17 protein-coding genes are annotated in these 17741 nt (G+C 70.1%); 9 read left to right on the forward strand and 8 right to left on the reverse strand.

Annotation, left to right across the window (positions count from 1 at the left end):
• Positions 1–41 precede the first annotated feature (41 nt).
• Genes IAI58_RS14230 through IAI58_RS14240 form a run of 3 tightly spaced genes read right to left on the reverse strand, consistent with a single transcriptional unit; the run spans position 42 to position 2550 of the window.
• Complete coding sequence (locus IAI58_RS14230) at positions 42–944, reverse strand: bestrophin family protein (protein ID WP_207445599.1); 903 nt, start codon at positions 942–944, stop codon at positions 42–44.
• A complete protein-coding gene (locus IAI58_RS14235) occupies positions 941–1573 on the reverse strand; it encodes a DUF1345 domain-containing protein (protein ID WP_207445600.1) in 633 nt (210 codons plus the stop codon). The genes IAI58_RS14230 and IAI58_RS14235 overlap by 4 nt, the downstream gene beginning before the upstream one ends.
• Positions 1573–2550, reverse strand: a complete 978-nt coding sequence (locus tag IAI58_RS14240; RefSeq protein ID WP_207445601.1) for a threonine ammonia-lyase — start codon at positions 2548–2550, stop codon at positions 1573–1575. The genes IAI58_RS14235 and IAI58_RS14240 overlap by 1 nt, the downstream gene beginning before the upstream one ends.
• A gap of 200 nt (positions 2551–2750) precedes the next feature.
• On the opposite strand from IAI58_RS14240, the gene IAI58_RS14245 reads away from it, so the two are divergent.
• The 7 genes from IAI58_RS14245 to mdoH all read left to right on the forward strand — a co-directional run bounded on the left by IAI58_RS14245 (position 2751) and on the right by mdoH (position 10681).
• Entirely contained in the window at positions 2751–4103 is a 1353-nt protein-coding gene (locus tag IAI58_RS14245; protein ID WP_207445602.1) for an ABC transporter substrate-binding protein, read from the forward strand.
• Between the two features lie 73 nt (positions 4104–4176).
• On the forward strand, positions 4177–5106 hold the full coding sequence (locus IAI58_RS14250) for a carbohydrate ABC transporter permease (RefSeq protein WP_207445603.1): 930 nt from the start codon (positions 4177–4179) through the stop codon (positions 5104–5106).
• A 1-nt stretch (position 5107) separates the two neighbouring features.
• A complete protein-coding gene (locus IAI58_RS14255; protein WP_207445604.1) occupies positions 5108–6004 on the forward strand; it encodes a carbohydrate ABC transporter permease in 897 nt (298 codons plus the stop codon).
• Between the two features lie 10 nt (positions 6005–6014).
• Entirely contained in the window at positions 6015–7115 is a 1101-nt protein-coding gene (locus tag IAI58_RS14260; protein WP_207445605.1) for an ABC transporter ATP-binding protein, read from the forward strand.
• Entirely contained in the window at positions 7112–7858 is a 747-nt protein-coding gene (locus tag IAI58_RS14265) for an SDR family oxidoreductase (RefSeq protein WP_207445606.1), read from the forward strand. Before IAI58_RS14260 ends, IAI58_RS14265 begins: the two co-directional genes overlap by 4 nt.
• 10 nt (positions 7859–7868) lie before the next feature.
• Positions 7869–8960, forward strand: a complete 1092-nt coding sequence (locus tag IAI58_RS14270) for a malate/lactate/ureidoglycolate dehydrogenase (RefSeq protein WP_207445607.1) — start codon at positions 7869–7871, stop codon at positions 8958–8960.
• 56 nt (positions 8961–9016) lie between these two features.
• Positions 9017–10681, forward strand: coding sequence for a glucans biosynthesis glucosyltransferase MdoH (gene mdoH, locus IAI58_RS14275; protein ID WP_237182858.1), 1665 nt, complete (start codon positions 9017–9019; stop codon positions 10679–10681).
• On the opposite strand, the gene IAI58_RS14280 is transcribed toward mdoH, so the two are convergent.
• Positions 10640–13228, reverse strand: a complete 2589-nt coding sequence (locus tag IAI58_RS14280; protein ID WP_207445609.1) for a TIGR02302 family protein — start codon at positions 13226–13228, stop codon at positions 10640–10642. The genes mdoH and IAI58_RS14280 overlap by 42 nt on opposite strands.
• Positions 13228–14568 (reverse strand): diaminopimelate decarboxylase, encoded by a 1341-nt coding sequence (gene lysA, locus IAI58_RS14285; RefSeq protein ID WP_207445610.1) that lies wholly within the window; start codon positions 14566–14568, stop codon positions 13228–13230. Before lysA ends, IAI58_RS14280 begins: the two co-directional genes overlap by 1 nt.
• A 98-nt stretch (positions 14569–14666) precedes the next feature.
• Here lysA and IAI58_RS14290 point away from each other — a divergent pair, with 98 nt between their 5' ends.
• A complete protein-coding gene (locus IAI58_RS14290) occupies positions 14667–15197 on the forward strand; it encodes a 2'-5' RNA ligase family protein (RefSeq protein WP_207445611.1) in 531 nt (176 codons plus the stop codon).
• On the opposite strand, the gene lptM is transcribed toward IAI58_RS14290, so the two are convergent.
• Together lptM and argH are read right to left on the reverse strand one after the other, a co-directional pair.
• Positions 15166–15303 carry an LPS translocon maturation chaperone LptM gene (gene lptM / locus IAI58_RS14295; protein ID WP_207445612.1) on the reverse strand — a complete coding sequence of 46 codons (138 nt, stop codon included), beginning with the start codon at positions 15301–15303 and terminating at the stop codon, positions 15166–15168. The genes IAI58_RS14290 and lptM overlap by 32 nt on opposite strands.
• Complete coding sequence (gene argH / locus IAI58_RS14300; RefSeq protein ID WP_207445613.1) at positions 15300–16700, reverse strand: argininosuccinate lyase; 1401 nt, start codon at positions 16698–16700, stop codon at positions 15300–15302. Before argH ends, lptM begins: the two co-directional genes overlap by 4 nt.
• Before the next feature lie 99 nt (positions 16701–16799).
• Between argH and IAI58_RS14305 the strand changes: the two genes are divergently transcribed.
• Positions 16800–17255 carry a TlpA family protein disulfide reductase gene (locus tag IAI58_RS14305; RefSeq protein ID WP_207445614.1) on the forward strand — a complete coding sequence of 152 codons (456 nt, stop codon included), beginning with the start codon at positions 16800–16802 and terminating at the stop codon, positions 17253–17255.
• 2 nt (positions 17256–17257) lie between these two features.
• On the opposite strand, the gene IAI58_RS14310 is transcribed toward IAI58_RS14305, so the two are convergent.
• Positions 17258–17686: a hypothetical protein gene (locus IAI58_RS14310; protein ID WP_207445615.1), complete on the reverse strand. Its 429-nt coding sequence runs from the start codon at positions 17684–17686 to the stop codon at positions 17258–17260.
• Positions 17687–17741 lie beyond the last annotated feature (55 nt).

Genomic DNA, 17741 nt, shown 5'->3' on the forward strand with positions numbered 1-17741 from the left:
TAGCAAGAGCCGCCCCGGCACGCCATGGCACCCATGGAGCGTCAGCTCAGGAAGTAGTCCACGGGCTCCAGGGGCGGCGGCAGGTCGGTCTCCCCCAGCGTGGCCAGCAGCTCGATCTCGACCATCCGGGTGATGGCATTCAGCGGCAGGTCGTTCGGGTCCTCTCCGAAGGGGTCCTCCAGCTGGTCGCCCAGCACGTCCAGGCCGAAGAAGGCATAGGCCAGCATGGCGGAGGCGATCGGCGTGGCGAGGCCGATGACACCCACCAGCCCGAAGGGCACCAGCAGGCAGAAGAGGAAGGCCGCGCGGTGCAGCAGCAGTGTATAGGCGAAGGGCAAGGGGGTGGTGAGGATGCGCTCGCAGGCCGACTGCATCTCCGCCAGGCCTTGCAGCCGCGCCACCAGCCCGCGGTAGAGCATGTCGCTCAGTGCCCCCTCCCGCCACAGCCGGGCCAGCTCGGCATTCATGAGGAGCAGGATGGCATCCGGGATGTTGGGCGAAGCGGCGATGGCGGCAACCTCCTCCGCCGGTAGCCAGGGCCGGGCCGCAGCCAGCTCGTCCCGCTTCCGCAGCCGGGCGCAGAGGGCGTGGGTGAAGCCGATGCCCCGTCGCACCAGCTCCGGGCGCGGCCCCAGCAGCGCCGTCGACTCCCGCGCCAGCCCGCGCGTCTCGACGATCAGCCGCCCCCACTGGCTGCGCGCTTCCCACCAGCGGTCGTAGCAGACGTTGTTGCGGAAGCCGAGGAAGATGGAAAACGCCAGGCCGAAGAGCGCGAAGGCCGGGAGCGGCAGCTGCGGCACCCAGCCCGGCCATTGCCGCGCCGCCACCACCACCAGGACGCCGAGCAGGGCCACGCTCAGCAGGCGCGGCGCCATCACCGGCACGATGGAGCCGCGCAGTACGAAGAGCAGCGCCCAGGCGCCGGGGCGGGGTCGCAGGATCATGAAGGCACCACATTCACAAGTCCCGTGACGATGCCGACGGCACCGGCCACGATCACGGCATTGAAGGCGAAGGCGATCAGCCCGTGCAGCAGCACGACGCGGCGCACGGCGGGGGAATGCGTCACGATATCTGTCACGCCGCTGGTCGCGCCGATGCTGAAGGCGAGGTAGAGGAACTCGGAGAAGACCGGGTCCTTGGTGCCGCCGGGGAACTCGATGCCGCCGCCGCTGAGCCAGTATTCCCGCGCGTAATCCTGCGCGAAGAGCAGGTGGACATAGATCCAGGAGAGCATGACCGTCGCCGCGCCCAGCGCCGTGTAGCCAGGCGGGGAATCGACCAGGTCCAGCGCCACCGCCACCAGGGAGGCCGCCGCCGCCAGCAGCGACAGCCCCAGGACCGCAGCGCGGCCCTCATCCAGCGCGCGGGCACGCGCGCGCATATGCTCGGCGCTGGCCGCCCAGAGGTGTTCCAGCAGCAGCGCCGCATGCACTACCACGAAGCTGCACCAGCCGAACATGACCGCGTGCAGCCCCCCGGCGCCGAGCCCCCGTGACACCACCGCCACCAGGACACCGGCCACCAGCGCCACCAGCGCCCGGGGCCGGTATTGCGGCGGGATCCCCAGCATCACGCAGCCAGGGCGCGCGTGAAGACCGCGGGGTCCACATTGCCGCCGCTGAGCACCACGCCCACCGTGCGGCCGCGCGCCGGCAGCTTGCCCGCCAGCACCGCCGCCAGCGCCACGGCGCCGCCCGGCTCCACCACGACCTTCAAGGTCTCGAAGGCCAGCCTCATGGCACGGAAGACCTCCTCCGGCGTCACCACGGCGGCACCCTTCAGGCGCGGCTGGTTGACGGCGAAGGTCAGCGCGCCCGGGCGCATGGAGAGCAGCGCGTCGCAGAGCGTCTCGCCCCGGCCGTCATTGGCGATGCGCTCGCCCGCCGCCAGGGAGCGCGCGGTATCGTCCCAGCCCTGCGGCTCCACGGCCCAGACCCCGGTGGCGGGGGAAGCGCCTTCCATGGCCAGGGCGCAGCCGGCCACCAGCCCGCCGCCGCCGGTGCAGACCGCCAGCATGTCCAGCGAGAGGCCGGCGGCCGCCGCATCCTCGGCCAGCTCCAGCGCCAGGGTCCCCTGCCCGGCGATGACGTCGGGGTGGTCGAAGGGCGGGAGCACGGTGCCGCCACGTTCTTCCGCCAGCCGCTGCGCCAGGGTCTCGCGGTCGGTGGTGGCGCGGTCGAAGAAGGTGATCTCGGCGCCCCAGCGGCGCGTGCTCTCCACCTTGATGGAGGGGGCATCGGCGGGCATGGCGATCAGGGCGCGCACGCCCTCCGTCATCGCCGCGCAGGCGATGGCCTGGCCATGGTTGCCAGAGGAATGCGTCACCACGCCCGCGGCGCGCTGCGCCGCGTCCAGCTTCAGCACGGCATTGGTGGCGCCGCGGAACTTGAAGCTGCCGGTGCGCTGGAGGCATTCCGGCTTGATCAGCACGGTGCCGCCGGCGATCTCGTCCAGCAGGGGGTGGCGCAGCATGGGCGTGCGGAGCACGCGGCCTTGCAGGCGCCGGGCGGCGGCCTGCACGTCGTCATGGGTCGGAAGGGTGGTCATGCCAACTATCCTGTGCCCGGCGAGCCAAAGGGGCAAGACGGCGCCCGCAGCCCAGCTCACGCTGGAGGTAAGGTGATACGACCTGACTCGTGAGAACCGTTGCAAGGTGGCTCAACGGCTGCGTAACCTCGGTGCCGGCGAGGAGGGCAAATATGCCCCAAGGCGGCAAAGCACCGCCCGTCCGCAGGAGGAGTAACGGAATGGAAGGCAACGGGTTCACCCGGCGTTCTGTGCTGCGCGCAGGTGCCGCCGGGGCGGCAGCCAGCACGCTGCCCCTGGTCAATGTACACGGACAGACTTCCGGGGGCCGCCTCGCCCTCGGGCTCTGGGATCACTGGGTTCCGGCCGGCAATGACGGCATGCGCAAGATCGTCATGGACTGGGCCCAGAAGAACCGGGTCGATGTCCAGCTGGATTTCATCACCAGCGTCGGCAACAAGAATCTTCTCACCCTGGCGGCAGAAGCGCAGGCCAAGCAGGGGCATGACATGCTCTCCTTCCCCACATGGGAGGTGCATGCGCAGTCCGAGCTGCTGGAGCCGGTCGATGACGTGATGAACCGGCTCGGCCAGAAATACGGCAAGGTCAATTCCATCGTCGAATACCTGGCGAAGGTGGATGGCAAGTGGCGCGCCGTGCCCGCGATTTCCGGCAGCCAGAACAAGCCGCCGCTGGGTCGCATGGACCTGCTGAAGCAGCATGGCGGCATCGATGTGCAGGCCATGTTCCCGGCCAACGATTCCGGCGCCAATGTGGATGCCTGGACCTGGGACGCCTTCCTGAAAGCGGCTGAGGGCTGCCACAAGGCCGGCTTCCCCTTCGGCCTGCCGCTGGGCACCTTCCCCGATGCCACCGACTGGACCGGCAGCCTCTTCCGCAGCTTCGGTGCGGAGCTGGTGAATTCGAAGGGCGACATCACCGCCAAGTCCGACGATGTCCGCGCCGTGCTGGAATATGCCCGCAGGCTCTGCGAATTCCTGCCGGCGGATGTCTTTTCCTGGGACGATGCCTCGAACAACCGGGCGTTGATCTCCGGTAAGTCGGCGCTGGTGCTGAACCCGCCCAGCGCCTGGGCCGTGGCCAAGCGCGACGCGCCGCAGGTGGCGGAACAGTGCTGGACCTTCCCGCCCCCCGCCGGCAAGGCGGGCCGCTTCACCCCCTACCTGCCCTATTTCTGGGGCATCTGGTCCTTCAGCCGCAACAAGGGCGCGGCGAAGGCTCTTGTGGAGCATCTCAGCGAGCGGGAGCAGGCGCAGGCCATGGTGGCCGTCAGCAACGGCTACGACATCCCGCCCTTCACCAGCATGACCGATTTCGAGACCTGGCAGAAGGAAGGCCCGCCGACCGGCGTGGTCTACAACTACCCCGTCCGCCCGCACCACAAGTCGGAGCAGTTCATCGCCGACTACCCAGCGCCGCCGAATATCGCGGTGCAGATGTACAACCAGGGCATCCAGGCGAAGATGATCGCCCGCGTCGTGCAGAACAAGGAGCCGGTCGAGCGCACCATCGCCTGGGCGAGCAGCGAGCTGGAGGGCTTCCAGCGCGGCTGAACCGACCGCGTGAAATATCCCCGGCGGTGTCTGGCCGCCGGGGCGCTTCCCCTTTTCCCGAGGGAACTCTGGCATGTCCCAGGCCGTGATATCCTCCGCCCCCGCAGCGCCACCGCAGAGGAGCACCATGCGGCGGCTGGCCCGGCGGAATTCCACCACCGCCTTCCTGCTGACCCTGCCGCTGATCCTGCTGATCCTTGGCCTGGTGGTCTATCCCTTCATCTACGCGCTCTACCTCTCGACGCTGAACCGGCGGCAGACGCGCTTCATCGGCATCGAGAACTTCACGTTCCTCTTCTCGCGTGAGACCTTCTGGAATGTCGTGTTCCAGTCGATGCTCTTCGCGGTCTCGGCCGTGCTGCTGAAGGCGCTGATCGGCTTCGTGCTGGCGCATGTGCTGCACGCGCTGCCCTCCAAGGGGCAGCGGAAATGGCGCGGTATGCTGCTGGTGCCCTGGGTCATCCCGCCCGCCATTTCCACCCTGGCTTGGTGGTGGCTGTTCGACCCCTCCTATTCCGCCTTCAACTGGGCGCTGGCGGGCATCGGCGTCGATCCCGTGCCCTGGCTGGGGGCCACGGGCTGGGCGCGTTTCTCGGTCATCCTGGTGAATGTCTGGTATGGCGCGCCCTTCTTCATGATCATGTATCTGGCGGCCCTGAAATCGGTGCCCGACCAGCTCTACGAGGCAGCCTCGATCGACGGCGCAAGCGCATGGCAGAAGCTGCGCTTCGTGACCTTCCCGATGATGCGCAACATCATCAGCATCACCGTGCTGTTCAGCCTGATCGTCACCTTCGCCAACTTCGACATCGTGCGAATCCTGACCAATGGCGGTCCGCAGGACAGCACGCATGTCTTCGCCACCTATGCCTTCCAGGTCGGCATCCAGTCGGGCGACATTCCGCTCGGCGCCTCTGTCAGCCTCTTCATGTTCCCGCTGCTGGCCGTCTTCGCGATCTTCACGTTGCGCGGCGTCAACAAGCGTTCGAAGGAAATGGCGTGACATGGGCACCACCACCGCATCCACCCCCTTCGTGCCGGCGGAACGCAAGTTCGGCAGCATCGCCTCCGAACGCCGCTGGGCGATGATCGGCGCCTATGTGGCGCTGGCGGTCTTCGTGATCTTCTTCATGACGCCGCCCTTCCACATGCTGATGACCAGCCTGAAGAGCAGCGCGGAGATCGCCGATCTGTCCGGCAATCCCTGGATCGTCCGCAGCCCCACGCTGTCGAACTACTGGGAGCTGCTGACCCAGGGCAATTACATGATCCATTTCCGCAACTCGGTGATCGTCACGCTCAGCACGGTGGTCATCAGCATGGTGATCTCCACCCTGGCGGCCTTCGCCCTGGCGCGGATGAAATTCTGGGGCAGCGCCACCCTCGCCACCGGGGTCTTCCTGACCTACCTGGTGCCGGAGACGCTGCTCTTCATCCCGATGTTCCAGATCATCGGCTCCATGGGCCTCTACAACAACCTGCTGGCCATGGTGCTGATCTTCCCGACGCTGACAGTGCCCTTCTGCACCTGGATCATGATCGGCTACTTCGCCTCCATCCCCAAGGAACTGGACGAGGCCGCGCTGATCGACGGCGCCGGGCATTTGCAGATGCTCTGGAAGATCTTCATTCCCGTCGCGCTGCCAGGCATCCTGGCGGCGATGATCTTCGCCTTCACCGTCTCCTGGGCCGCCTTCATCTACCCGATGGCCTTCCTGGTCTCCTCCGACCAGATGGTGCTGACGGTGGGCATCGTCTCCGACCTGATCAGGGCGGATACCTTCCAGTGGGGCAAGATCATGGCGGGCGCGCTGATGGCGGCTTTGCCGCCGCTGCTCGTCTATGCTTTCCTCATGGACTACTACATCGCCGGGCTGACCGCCGGCGCAACAAAGGGCTGAGGAGACCGCAATGGCGCAGGTGACGCTCCGGAAGGTTGTCAAAGCTTATGAGGGTGGCGTCCAGGCCGTGAAGGGCATCGACCTGGACATCGCGGACCATGAATTCGTGGTGCTGGTGGGCCCCTCCGGCTGCGGCAAGTCGACCACCTTGCGGATGATCGCGGGCCTCGAGGAAATCTCGGATGGCGAGATCGCCATCGGCGGCCGGGTGGTGAACGACGTTCCCCCGCGCGACCGCGACATCGCCATGGTCTTCCAGAACTACGCGCTCTACCCGCACATGACCGTGGCGGAGAACATGGCCTTCGGCCTGATGCTGCGGAAATTTCCGAAGGAGGAGATCAAGCGCCGGGTGGACCACGCGGCGAGTATCCTCGACATCACGCCCCTGCTGGCCCGCAAGCCCAAGGCGCTGTCCGGCGGCCAGCGCCAGCGCGTCGCCATGGGCCGCGCCATCGTGCGCGACCCGAAGGTCTTCCTCTTCGACGAGCCGCTGTCCAACCTCGACGCCAAGCTGCGCGTGCAGATGCGTACCGAGATCAAGAAGGTGCACCAGACGGTCCGCACCACCACCGTCTACGTTACCCATGACCAGGTCGAGGCCATGACCCTGGCCGACCGGGTGGTGGTGATGAACAACGGCGTCATCGAACAGGTCGGCCCGCCGCAGGAACTCTACCACAATCCCAGGACGCGCTTCGTGGCCGGCTTCATCGGCAGCCCGGCGATGAACTTCATCGCCGCGCGGCTGGAGCAGGCCTCGGGCGCGCTGCGGCTGCACCTGCCCGGCGACATCATCCTGCCCGTGCCCGCCGAACGGACCAGCCGCTACGCGCCGCTGGCGGGGCGCGAGGTGGTCTTTGGTATCCGGCCGGAGCATCTGACCGAAGCCAAGAACCTCGACCGGCCGAATGTCGCCCCCTTCCCGGCCGTGCCGGAGGTGACGGAGCCGATGGGAATGGAGACGCTGGTGCATTTCCGCATGGACGGCGCCGAGGTCTGCGGGCGCGTGGACCCCACCGCCCCCGCGGCGCCCGGCCTGCCCCTGCCCATGGCCGCCGACCTCAACAACATGCATCTCCTCGACCCGCAGACCGGGCGCGTGCTGTGAGCGGGCTGGCCTGGATCACCGGCGCCGGTTCCGGCATCGGGCGCGCCGTCGCCGTCGCCCTCTCGCGCGCCGGCTGGCGGCTGGCCCTGACGGGACGGCGCGAAGCGGCGCTGCGGGAAACCGCGGCCCTGCTGGAAGGCGGACAGGAAGCGTTGATCCTGCCCGCCGATGTCACCGACGCCGCCGCCATCCAGGCGGTGGTGGAGCGGCTGCCGGAAGCCCCGGCGCTGCTGGTGAACAATGCGGGCGCCAACAAGCCGCGCCGCTACTGGCACCAGCTCGCGCTGCCCGACGCGCAGGAACTGGTGGACGTGAACCTCACCGCGCCCTTCATGACCAGCCTGGCAGTGCTGCCGGGCATGAAGGCACGCGGCGGCGGGCTGATCGTGCAGATCGCCTCCGTGGCCGGCAAAGGCTTCTCGCCGGTTTCCGGCCCCGCCTATATCGCCGCCAAGACGGGCTTCGTCGCCCTCTCCGCCTCGCTGAACGCCGAGAACGGCATCCACAACATCCGCAGCACCTGCATCTGCCCGGGCGAGGTCGCGACCCCCATCCTGGACCTGCGCCCGCAACCGCCCTCGGCCGAGGAGCGCGCGCGCATGTTGCAGCCGGAGGATGTGGCGGCCGCCGTGCTCTTCGCCACCAGCCTGCCGGACCATGTCTGCCTGAATGAGATCGTCATCACCCCCACCTACAACCGCGACAACGCGGCGGGGGCGAAGGCCGTCGCCAGTCTTGCCTGAAGGATCATCCATGGATACCGGAAGCTACGTCACCCTCCAGGCCCCGGCGCTGGAGGAGATGATCCACGGCATTTTCATCGCCATCGGCTGCGAAGCCGACGAGGCGCAGGCCATCGCCAGCCACCTCGTCGCCTCCAACCTCGCGGGCCATGACAGCCACGGCGTGGTGCGGGTGCCCCGCTACGTGGACTGGCACAGGGCCGGCTATCTCCACGCCGGCCGCAAGCCCGAGATCGTCACGGATGGCGGCGCCTTCCTGCTGCTGGACGCGCAGCTCGGCTTCGGGCAGGCCGTGACGAGGCAGGCGGTGGATCTGGGCATCGCCCGGGCGAAGCAGCATGGCGCCGCCGTGGTGGCGCTCCGCAATTCCGGCCATTGCGGCCGCATCGGCACCTATGCCGAGCAGGCGCTGGCACATGGCCTGATCTCCGTCCATTTCGTCAATGTGGCCGGCTCCTTCCTCGTCGCGCCCCATGGCGGCGTGGACCGGCGCTTCTCCACCGCCCCCATCGCCATCGGCGTGCCGCTGGAAGGCCGCCCGGTGGTGCTGGATTTCGCGACCTCCCTGGTGGCGGAAGGAAAGATCCTGGTGGCCAGCAATGGCGGCAAGCCGCTGCCGCCCGATGCGCTGATCGAGCCGGATGGCACCCTCTCCGGCCAGCCGCGCACCCTCTATGGCGACTATCCGCAGGTCGGGCCGCGCATTCCCGGCAATGGCCCTGGCGCCATCCGCGCCTTTGGCGACCACAAGGGCTCGGGCCTTGCGCTGATGTGCGAGCTTCTGGCGGGCGCCTTCACGGCGGGCGGCTGTTCCGGGCCGCGCGATGCGCGGGGCTGCATCACCAATGGCCTGCTCTCCATCTACCTCTCCCCTGCGCATTTCGGCACGGAGGCGGAGTTCCAGCAGATGGGGCGTGACTATGTGGAATGGGTCGCGTCCAGCCGGCCGATCGACCCGGCCTCCCCCGTCCTGCTGCCCGGCGAGCCGGAGGCCCGCAGCCGTGAGAAGCGCCTGCGCGAGGGCCTGCCCCTGCCCGCCGATATCTGGGAGGATCTGCGCCGCACCGCCGCCGGCCTCGGCGTGCCCGTGCCGGCGCTGTAGTGCGGACCGCCGCGCGGGCCTAAGCTCCGGGGGTGCGCATCCCTCGTGATCCGGCTGTGGCCCGGCGGCCGATTTTCGTCCTGCTCTGCCTCGGCATCGCGGCGGGGCTGACGGGGTTGCTGTGGCACGTGCTGGCACCGGGTGGCTGGTCGGGGTGGGAAGTCGCCATCCTGCTGGCCTACCTTGGCACCATCCCCTGGTCGGCCATCTCGGCGGCGAATGCACTGATCGGCTTCGTCCTGCGGCTGCGTGGGCGGCATGTGCCGCCGGCACCGGAGGGCACCGGCCAGCTCCGCACCGCCATCGCCATCTGCATCCGCAACGAGGAGATGGCACCTGTCCTGGCCCCTCTGCCCGCCCTGCTCGACGGGCTGGAGGCAGCGGGCCAGGGCCATCGTTTCGTGCTCTGGTTCCTCTCCGATACCCAGGACCCCGTGAAGGCGCTGCGGGAGCAGGAGGCCATCGCCGGCTTCATCGCCCGGCGGGCGGGGCGCCCGATCTCGATCCGCTACCGCCGCCGCCAGCACAATACCGGCTACAAGGCCGGCAATGTCATGGAGTTCATGGACCGGCATGCCGCCGGGCTGGACCTGCTGCTGAGCCTGGACGCCGATTCCGCCATGTCCGCCCCCGCCGTGCTGCGGCTGGTGGCGATGATGGAGGCGGACCCGAAGCTGGCCATCCTGCAACAGCTCATCGCCGGCCGCCCGGCCGGGAGCACCTTCCCCCGCCTCTTTCAGTTCGGCATGCGCGCGGGCATGAGGACATGGGCCGCGGGCCAGGACTGGTGGCAAGGGGATGAAGGCCCCTACTGGGGCCATAACGCCCTGCTGCGGATCGCCGCCTTCCGCGCCCATGCCCGGCTGGACGACCTGCCCGGTGGCGAGACCCTGCTGAGCCATGACCAGATCGAGGCCGTGCGCCTGCATGCCGCCGGCTGGAAGGTGCGGTGCCTGCCCGACGATACCGGCAGCCTGGAAGCCAGTCCGCCCGCCATGCCGGAATTCCTGGTGCGGGACCGGCGCTGGGGTGCCGGCAACATGCAGTACTGGCGCCTGTTGCCGCTGCCCTGGCTGAGGCCCCTGGGGCGCTGGCAACTGGCCCAGGCCATCCTGCTCTTCCTGACGGCGCCGCTCTGGCTGGTGCTTCTGGCGGCATCGGTCGGCAATGCGGTGACGGGCGGCGGCGCCGGCACGCCGCCCGGCATGCTGGCCCTGCTGCTGGGCGCCACCTGGATGGCCTATTATGCCCCCAAGCTGACCGGCTATGCGGAGGCAATGATCAGCACGCCTGTGGCCGCCAGCTTCGGCGGGCGCGCGGCGGTGCTGCGGGGCGCCCTGGCGGAGATCGCCTTCACCACGTTCTTCGAGCCCGTCAGCCTCGCCAGCAAAGGGTTGTTCCTGCTGGCACTGCCCTTCGGCGCCGGCGCGGGCTGGGCACCGCAGAACCGGGCGGCGCGTGGCGTGGCCTGGCGTGACGCGGCGCGGCTGCTCTGGCCGCAGACAGTGCTGGGCGCGGCCGGCATGGCCATGCTGCTGGCCAGGGGCGGCACGGCGCCGCTTTGGGGAGCGCCCTTCCTGCTGCCGCTGCTGCTGGCCATCCCCTTCTGCGTCGCCACCGCCTCGGCCGGGCTCTCCGCCTGGATGCGGGCACGGCGCCTCTGCGCCACGCCCGAGGAGCTAGAAGGTCTTCAGCAGCCGGTCGATATAGTCCAGCTCTGACGGCGGGCGCTCCCGGTCCGCGCCACGGCGGCGCAGCTCTTCCTGGATCTCGCGCGTCCGCAGCGCCTCGGCCTCCCCGGGCACCACCGTATCGCTGCCGGTGTCATTGGCATTCGGCTCGGTGCGGGTGGGGCGGCCGAGCGGGTCGCGCCCGTCCCGCTGCCCCAGCCGCCGCTCCCCGCGCTGGCCGCCAGGGTCCATCCCCTGGCCGCGCCCGGCCTCGCCCTGGCCCTCGCCGCCTTCCTGCCCCTGCTGGCCCTGGCCGAACTGGCGCTCCATGGTCTGCGCCATCTGCTGGGCGCCTTCCTGCAGCTCGCGGATCGCCTGCTGCTGGTGCGGCGTGGCGTCGCCGCCCCCGCCCAGCGCCTCCTGCGCCTGCCGCATCGCCTGGTCGGCGCGGCCCAGGGCTTCCGGCACCTCGCCGGTCAGGTCGCCGAATTGCTGCATCAACTCGCCCAGGGCACGGCGCAGGGCGCGCTGCTGGCGGGCATCGCTCTGTGCCTCGGCGGCGCGCTGCTGCCCATCGGCGCTCTCGCTTCCCTGGGGCTGCTGGTCCTGGCCGCGCTGCTGCTGCCGGAAAGGCGAATTCCGTTGCTGCTGCTGCTGCCCGCCCTCAGCCTGCTCCCGCTGGTTGGAGCGGTCCAGCATTTCGCCTTCCCGCTGCACCATGTCCTGGATGGCGCTCATCTGCTGCTCGCCCCGCTGGCGCTGCTGCGCCCGCTGGCGGTCGGTGGGGCCATGGCCCTGCCGCGCCATCTGCCCATTCTGCAGGGCATCCAGCATCTGCTCCAGCTCCGCCAGCTCCTGCTGCAGGTCGTCGGTGCGGCCTTCCCGCGCCGCCTCCTGCATCTCCTGCGTGCGGCGGTCCAGCTCCCGCGGGTCCATCATCCGGGCCTGCGGGTCCTGCGGCATGGCCTCGCCATTCTCACGCTGCAGCTGCTCGGCCAGGGCTTCCAGATGCTGGCGGATGGCTTCCCGCAGCTCCTGCACCCGCTGCTCCAGTTCCGCACGGCGCTCGGCATCCGGGGGCATGCGCTCGGCCTCGGCCAGGGCCTCGCGCAGCGCCTGCCGGGCCTCGGCCAGGGCGCGGGCGGTGCGGTTGGCGCGGCCTTCCTCCAGAGCTATGGCGGTCTGCCACATCAGGCCCTGCACCTCGTCCACCGCCTCCGGCCGCCGGTCGCGCGTCAGGCGATGCCGGGCGCTCCGCAGGGCCAGGAAGGTGGTCACGTCATTCTCGAAGGCATCGGGGCGGCTGGAAAGCTCATCCAGCCCGCGCGCCGCGGGCCGCCGGGCCAGCGGGTCCAGGGACAGCGCCTTCCGCAACGCCGCCAGCCGCTGCGCCACCGGGTGGCTGAAGCGGCGTTCCGGCAGGTCCAGCCCGGCGAATTCCGACTGCCCCTCCTGCCCGGCGTTGTCACGCGCCAGCAGGCGCACCCGCACCGGCAGGCCGGCCCAGGGATGGGCGGAAAGATCGGGCTGGGCCACGCCTCGCGGCTGCCTCGCATCGCCGGGGATCGGCAGGCTCAGGACCAGCGGCGGCGCGTCCGGGCGTGCGGCCAGGGTGATCTCGGCGCGGGCGCTGGCCACGCCCCAGTCGTCCTCAGCCCGCCAGGGCAGGCGGATGGCCAGGCCCCGCGCGGCGGCTGCCGGCGGCTCCACGAAGGCGATGCGCGGGGGCAGGTCGATCTGGGTGGAGATGCTCCACTGCGCCAGCTCCTGGCCATCCCGCAGGATGACGATCCGTCTGGCACTCTCCAGCGGTGCCTCGGCGGCGAAGCTGGCGGCATCGAGCGCCCGGAACGGCGTGGCCTCCTCGCCCAGCCGCAGTTCCGGCACGCCGCCCCTGCCGCCGGAGAGCGAGACCTGCAGGCGGCTGCCGGCGGGCACCGTCAGGGCGCCGCCTTCCGGCGGCAGGAAGACCGGCGCGGCACCGGTATAGGCGGGTGGCGAGATCCACGCCTCCAGCCGCAGCGCCGGGACGGGCACGGGCGCGCCAAGGGCGGGCTGGAAGGCGCGGCGCAGACGCTCGGGCGTTTCCTCCCCGGCCACCACTACGGCGGCGGCCAGCGCCACCAGCAGGCCCAGACGCAGGCCGCGCCGATCCCGCGCCGCAAGGCCGGGGCGTGGCGCACCCACCCGCAGGCGGGAAAGGGCCGCCACCGCGCGGGCCTGATGCACCTGCCACAGCGCGAGGGCCACCGGGTCCTGGGTGGCGGGGCGGTCTGTCAGGGTCGAGAGCGGACGATGCGGCAGGCCGGATTCCCGCTCCAGCCGGCGGTCGGCGGTGGGAAGCTGCGGCAGGGCGAAGCCCCGTATGGCCTTCCAGGCCGTCCAGCCCAGGGCAGCGATGAAGAGGGCCAGCAGCACCAGATGCAGCCAGCCCGGCAAAACCAGGAAGACACCGGAAAGCGCGAGTACCGCAAAGAGCCCGGCCACCCCCAGCACGGGCCAGAGGCGGGGCCAGAGCTCCTCCCAGGCCAGCGCGAGCCACGCGAGCCGCCGCCCGCGCGAGAGACGGCGGGAGAGCGGGTCGCGCGGTGCCTGCATCAGTCGAGCCACTCCGGGATGCGCTGATGAGCCAGCAGTTCCTCATGGGTCTGGCGGCGGCGCACCAGGGCGGCGCGGGCACCGTCCACCAGGACCTCGGCCGCCAGGGGGCGGGCGTTGTAGGTGCTGCTCATGACAGCACCATAGGCACCGGCATCCAGGATTGCGACCAGATCCTTGGGCGCCATGGCCGGCATCAGCCGCGCTTTCGCGAATGTGTCCCCGCTCTCGCAGACCGGGCCGACGATATCGGCCGGCGAGAGCGGCGCCTTCTGCGCCAGCGGGGAGACGGGCATGATGCCGTGCCAGGCGTCATACATCGCCGGGCGGGCCAGGTCGTTCATGGCGGCGTCCAGCACCAGGAAGCGCCGGGCCGTGCCCTGTTTCTGCAACACCACCGAGGCCAGCAGCACGCCGGCGGGGCCGACCAGCCAGCGGCCGGGCTCCAGCATCACCGGCAGGCCAAGCGCGCCGAGGGTCGAGCTGATGGCGCCGGCCAGGGCCTCCGGCGTCGGCGCCGGCTCGTCACGATAGGGGATGCCGAGGCCGCCGCCACAATCCACCCGCTCCACCGGCAGGCCCTGGGCGCGCAGCGCATGGATCATCTCGGCCAGCCGGGCATAGGCGGCGCGATAGGCGGACATGCCGTCGGTGATCTGGCTGCCGATATGCGTGGCGATGCCGATCGGGCGGATACCCGGCAGCGCGGCCATGCGCGCATAGAGCGCGGGCGCGTCCTCGAAGGCGATGCCGAACTTGTTCTCGGCCTTGCCGGTGGTGATCTTGGCGTGGGTACGGGCATCCACATCCGGGTTCACGCGCAGGGAGACCGGGGCCTCGATACCCATGCCGGCGGCGATCCCGGAGATCATGGCGATCTCCTCGGCGCTCTCGGCGTTCAACTGGTAGATGCCGGCTTCCAGAGCGAAGCGGATCTCGGCCGGGGCCTTGCCCACGCCGGAGAAGACCGTGGCCCCTGCGGGAATGCCGGCGACCATGGTGGCGCGCAGCTCGCCCGCGCTGACGATATCGGCGCCCGCGCCCTCGGCCCGCAGCACCCGCAGCACGGCCTGGTTGTCATTGGCCTTGGCGGCGTAGTGGATGCCGGCATTCAGCCCCGCCGCCTCCAGCGCCGCCTTCAGCGCGCGGTAGCGGCGGCGCAGCGTATTGGCGGAATAGACCCAGGTGGGGGTGCCATGCTCGGCGGCGATGCGCGCGAGCGGCACCTCCTCCATCATCAGCCCGTCATAGGCATGGAGGGAAAGGGCCGTGCGCTGGGCGAGCAGATCGGCGAAGGTCGGGTCGGCGCTGGTGGGCGCCAGGGAAAGGGCGGTGGCCATGGCGCTTATTAAGGCGCTGCATGGGCGGGATGGAAGCTTCACGCCCGCAAGCCAGCGGTGTGGGCAGCGGAATCAGGGAAAAGCCCCTAATCTCGGGCATGGCCGAAGCTCCACTGATCCTGACACTCCAGTTCGACGTCGCCAGCTTCACGCGGCTGGACGCGCTCCGGCGAGCGCATATCCCGCCGGAGCGGAACCACCTGCCCGCTCATCTGACGCTGTTCCACGCCCTCCCGGGGGCCATGCTGGCGGAAATCGGCGCCAATCTGGCGACGGTCGCGGCGGGCGCGCCGCCACTGCCGCTGCGGTTCGCCGGGCTACGCAGCCTGGGGCGCGGTGTCGCCTTCAGCGTGGAAAGCCCAGCGCTGGCGGGGCTGCGCGGGCTGCTGGCCTCGGCCTGGCACGACATGCTGGGACCGCAGGACCGCCAGGGCTTCCGCCCGCATGTCACGGTGCAGAACAAGGTGGAGCCCGCTGCCGCCCGCGCCCTGCTGGCGGAGCTGGAAGCCGGCTTCACCCCCTGGGATGGCCAGGGGGTGGCGCTGCTGCTCTGGCATTACCGCGGCGGGCCCTGGGAGCCCGCCGGCAGCTTTCCCCTCAGCGGCTCGGATAGACCCGGGGATAGGTGATCTCTTCCGGCGGCCCCGGCGGATGCACAGGGCCCGGCCGGCCGCAGGCGGCCAGCAGGGCGGCAGCCGCCAGCAGCACCAGGATGCCGCGTGAAGTCTTCCTCATGCCAGACGCTCCCGCCATTCGGCCGCCATGCGGCGCACATTGACCGGCGCCGTGCCGCCATAGGAGGTGCGGGAGGCCACAGAGGCCTCGACCGTCAGCACCTGGAAGACGCCGCTGTGGATGCGCGGCTCCTCCAGCTGCATCTCCTCCAGCGTCAATTCCGCCAGGTCCACCCCACGCGCCTCCGCCTTGGCAACGAGGCGGCCCGTGACGTGATGGGCGTCGCGGAAGGGCATCCGCAGCTCCCGCACCAGCCAGTCCGCGAGGTCGGTGGCGGTGGAGAAGCCGGCGCCCGCCGCTTCCCGCAGCCGGGCCACGTCGGGCTTCATGTCCCGCACCATGCCGGCGGTCGCGGCCAGGGCCAGGGCCATGGTCTCGGCGGCGTCGAAGATGCCTTCCTTGTCCTCCTGCATGTCCTTGCCATAGGTCAGGGGCAGGCCCTTCATCACCGTCAGCAGGCCGACCAGCGCGCCGGCCACGCGGCCGGTCTTGGCCCGCACCAGCTCCGCCGCGTCCGGGTTGCGCTTCTGCGGCATGATGGAGCTGCCGGTCGTATAGGCGTCGGACAGCTTCACGAAGCCGAAATAGGGGTTGGTCCAGAGCACGATCTCTTCCGCGAAGCGGGAGAGATGGGTGGCGCAGATGGCCAGGGCCGCCAGGAACTCCATGGCGAAGTCACGGCTGGCGACCGCGTCCAGGCTGTTGCGCATCGGCCCGTCGAAGCCCAGCGCGGCGGCCGTCATATGCCGGTCGATGGGGAAGCCGGAGCCGCAGAGCGCGGCGGCGCCGAGCGGCGACTGGTTCATGCGCGCCCGGCAGTCGCCGAGGCGGGAGCGGTCGCGGCCCAGCATCTCCACATAGGCCAGCAGGTGGTGGCCCAGCGTGGTGGGCTGCGCCGGCTGCAGGTGGGTGAAGCCGGGCATCACCGTGGCGGCGTGCTCATCCGCCCGCTCCACCAGCGCCTGCATCAGGTCGGCGATCTGGCCGTCCAGCCCGTCGATCGCGTCCCGCACCCAGAGGCGCACATCCAGCGCCACCTGGTCGTTCCGGCTGCGCGCCGTGTGCAGGCGCTTGCCGGCCTCGCCGATCCGCTCGGTCAGGCGCGCCTCGATATTCATGTGGATATCCTCCAGCGCCTCGCTGAAGGGGAAGGTGCCGTTCTCGATCTCCTGGCCGATCGCGTTCAGGCCTTCCTTGATCGCGGCCTCGTCATCGGCGGAAATGATGCCCACATGGCGCAGCATGGCTGCGTGAGCCAGGCTGCCGCGGATATCCTGCCGCCACATTTTGCGGTCGAAGCCGATGGAGGCATTGATCGCCTCCATGATGGCCGAGGGTCCGCCGCTATAACGGCCGCCCCACTGCTGGTTGCCCTGGCTGCGCTGCTGAGTGGACAAGGAAGGATATGCCTCGTGTTGCCGATCGGACGCCGCCCGCTTCTTTCGTCGCTGGCTGCTGGGGCGACCCTAACCACGCTGGTTCCAGCACGGCAAGGGATGGCTGCTGCCAGAACGCTGGAACCGGTCGAGCCTAAGCCGCTGCCGCCACTGCGTTTCACCGATGCGGAGGGCAAGCCCTACGACCTCGGCGCCTTCCCCGGGCAGATGCTGCTGATCAATCTCTGGGCCACCTGGTGCCCGCCCTGCGTGAAGGAAATGCCATCCCTGGAGCGGGCGCAGGACGCCCTGAAGGACGAGGGCTGGACGGTGCTCCCCCTCTCCTCCGACCGTGGCGGCCGGGAGAAGGTAGAGCCTTTCTACAAGCGCATCGGGCTGAAGAGCCTGGGCATCTGGCTTGACCCGCAGAACACGGTCGCGCGGGCCCTGGGCGCGCGGGGGCTGCCGACGACCATCGTGGTGGACCGCCAGCAGCGGGAAGTGGCGCGGCTGGAAGGCGAGGCCGAATGGGATTCGTCTTCCATGCTGGAAGCCCTGCGCAAGCTGGGCGGCTGAATTCAGCCGTCCTGGCGTGTCTGCGTGCCGGCGGCGCGTCTGACGGCAGGATGGCGACGCAACATATCGGCCCGCTTCATGAGCAGCCCCTCTGGCCCGCCCCCGCCCTGGCTGCGGGAGCGGGCCATATCCTCCTGCCGGGCGATCTCCCGGTTCAACCGCTTCAGCGCGGAAGCGAAGATCTCCTTCTTGCGGGTCACGCCGTTCTCGCCCACCGGATCCAGGCCGCGCGGCTCCGCCTTGCCGCGCAGCGCGCGCCGCCGGTCACGCGCCATGTCCCGCGCCTTGTCATGGAACTGACGGAGCGACTTCGCCAGCGCGATCAGCTCCGGCCGCTCCATGCTGCAGATGGCGGGGTAATAGGACCGGGACACCACCTCGAACTCATCGGCCGTCAGGATACGGCGCTGGACGACAATGGGTTCGCTCATGGTGTGCTCCTTTACTGTTGCGGCGGTCGCTGGCCCGGCCTCGCGCCGGCACCTG

This window comes from Roseomonas marmotae, from assembly GCF_017654485.1.
Classification (GTDB): domain Bacteria; phylum Pseudomonadota; class Alphaproteobacteria; order Acetobacterales; family Acetobacteraceae; genus Pseudoroseomonas; species Pseudoroseomonas marmotae.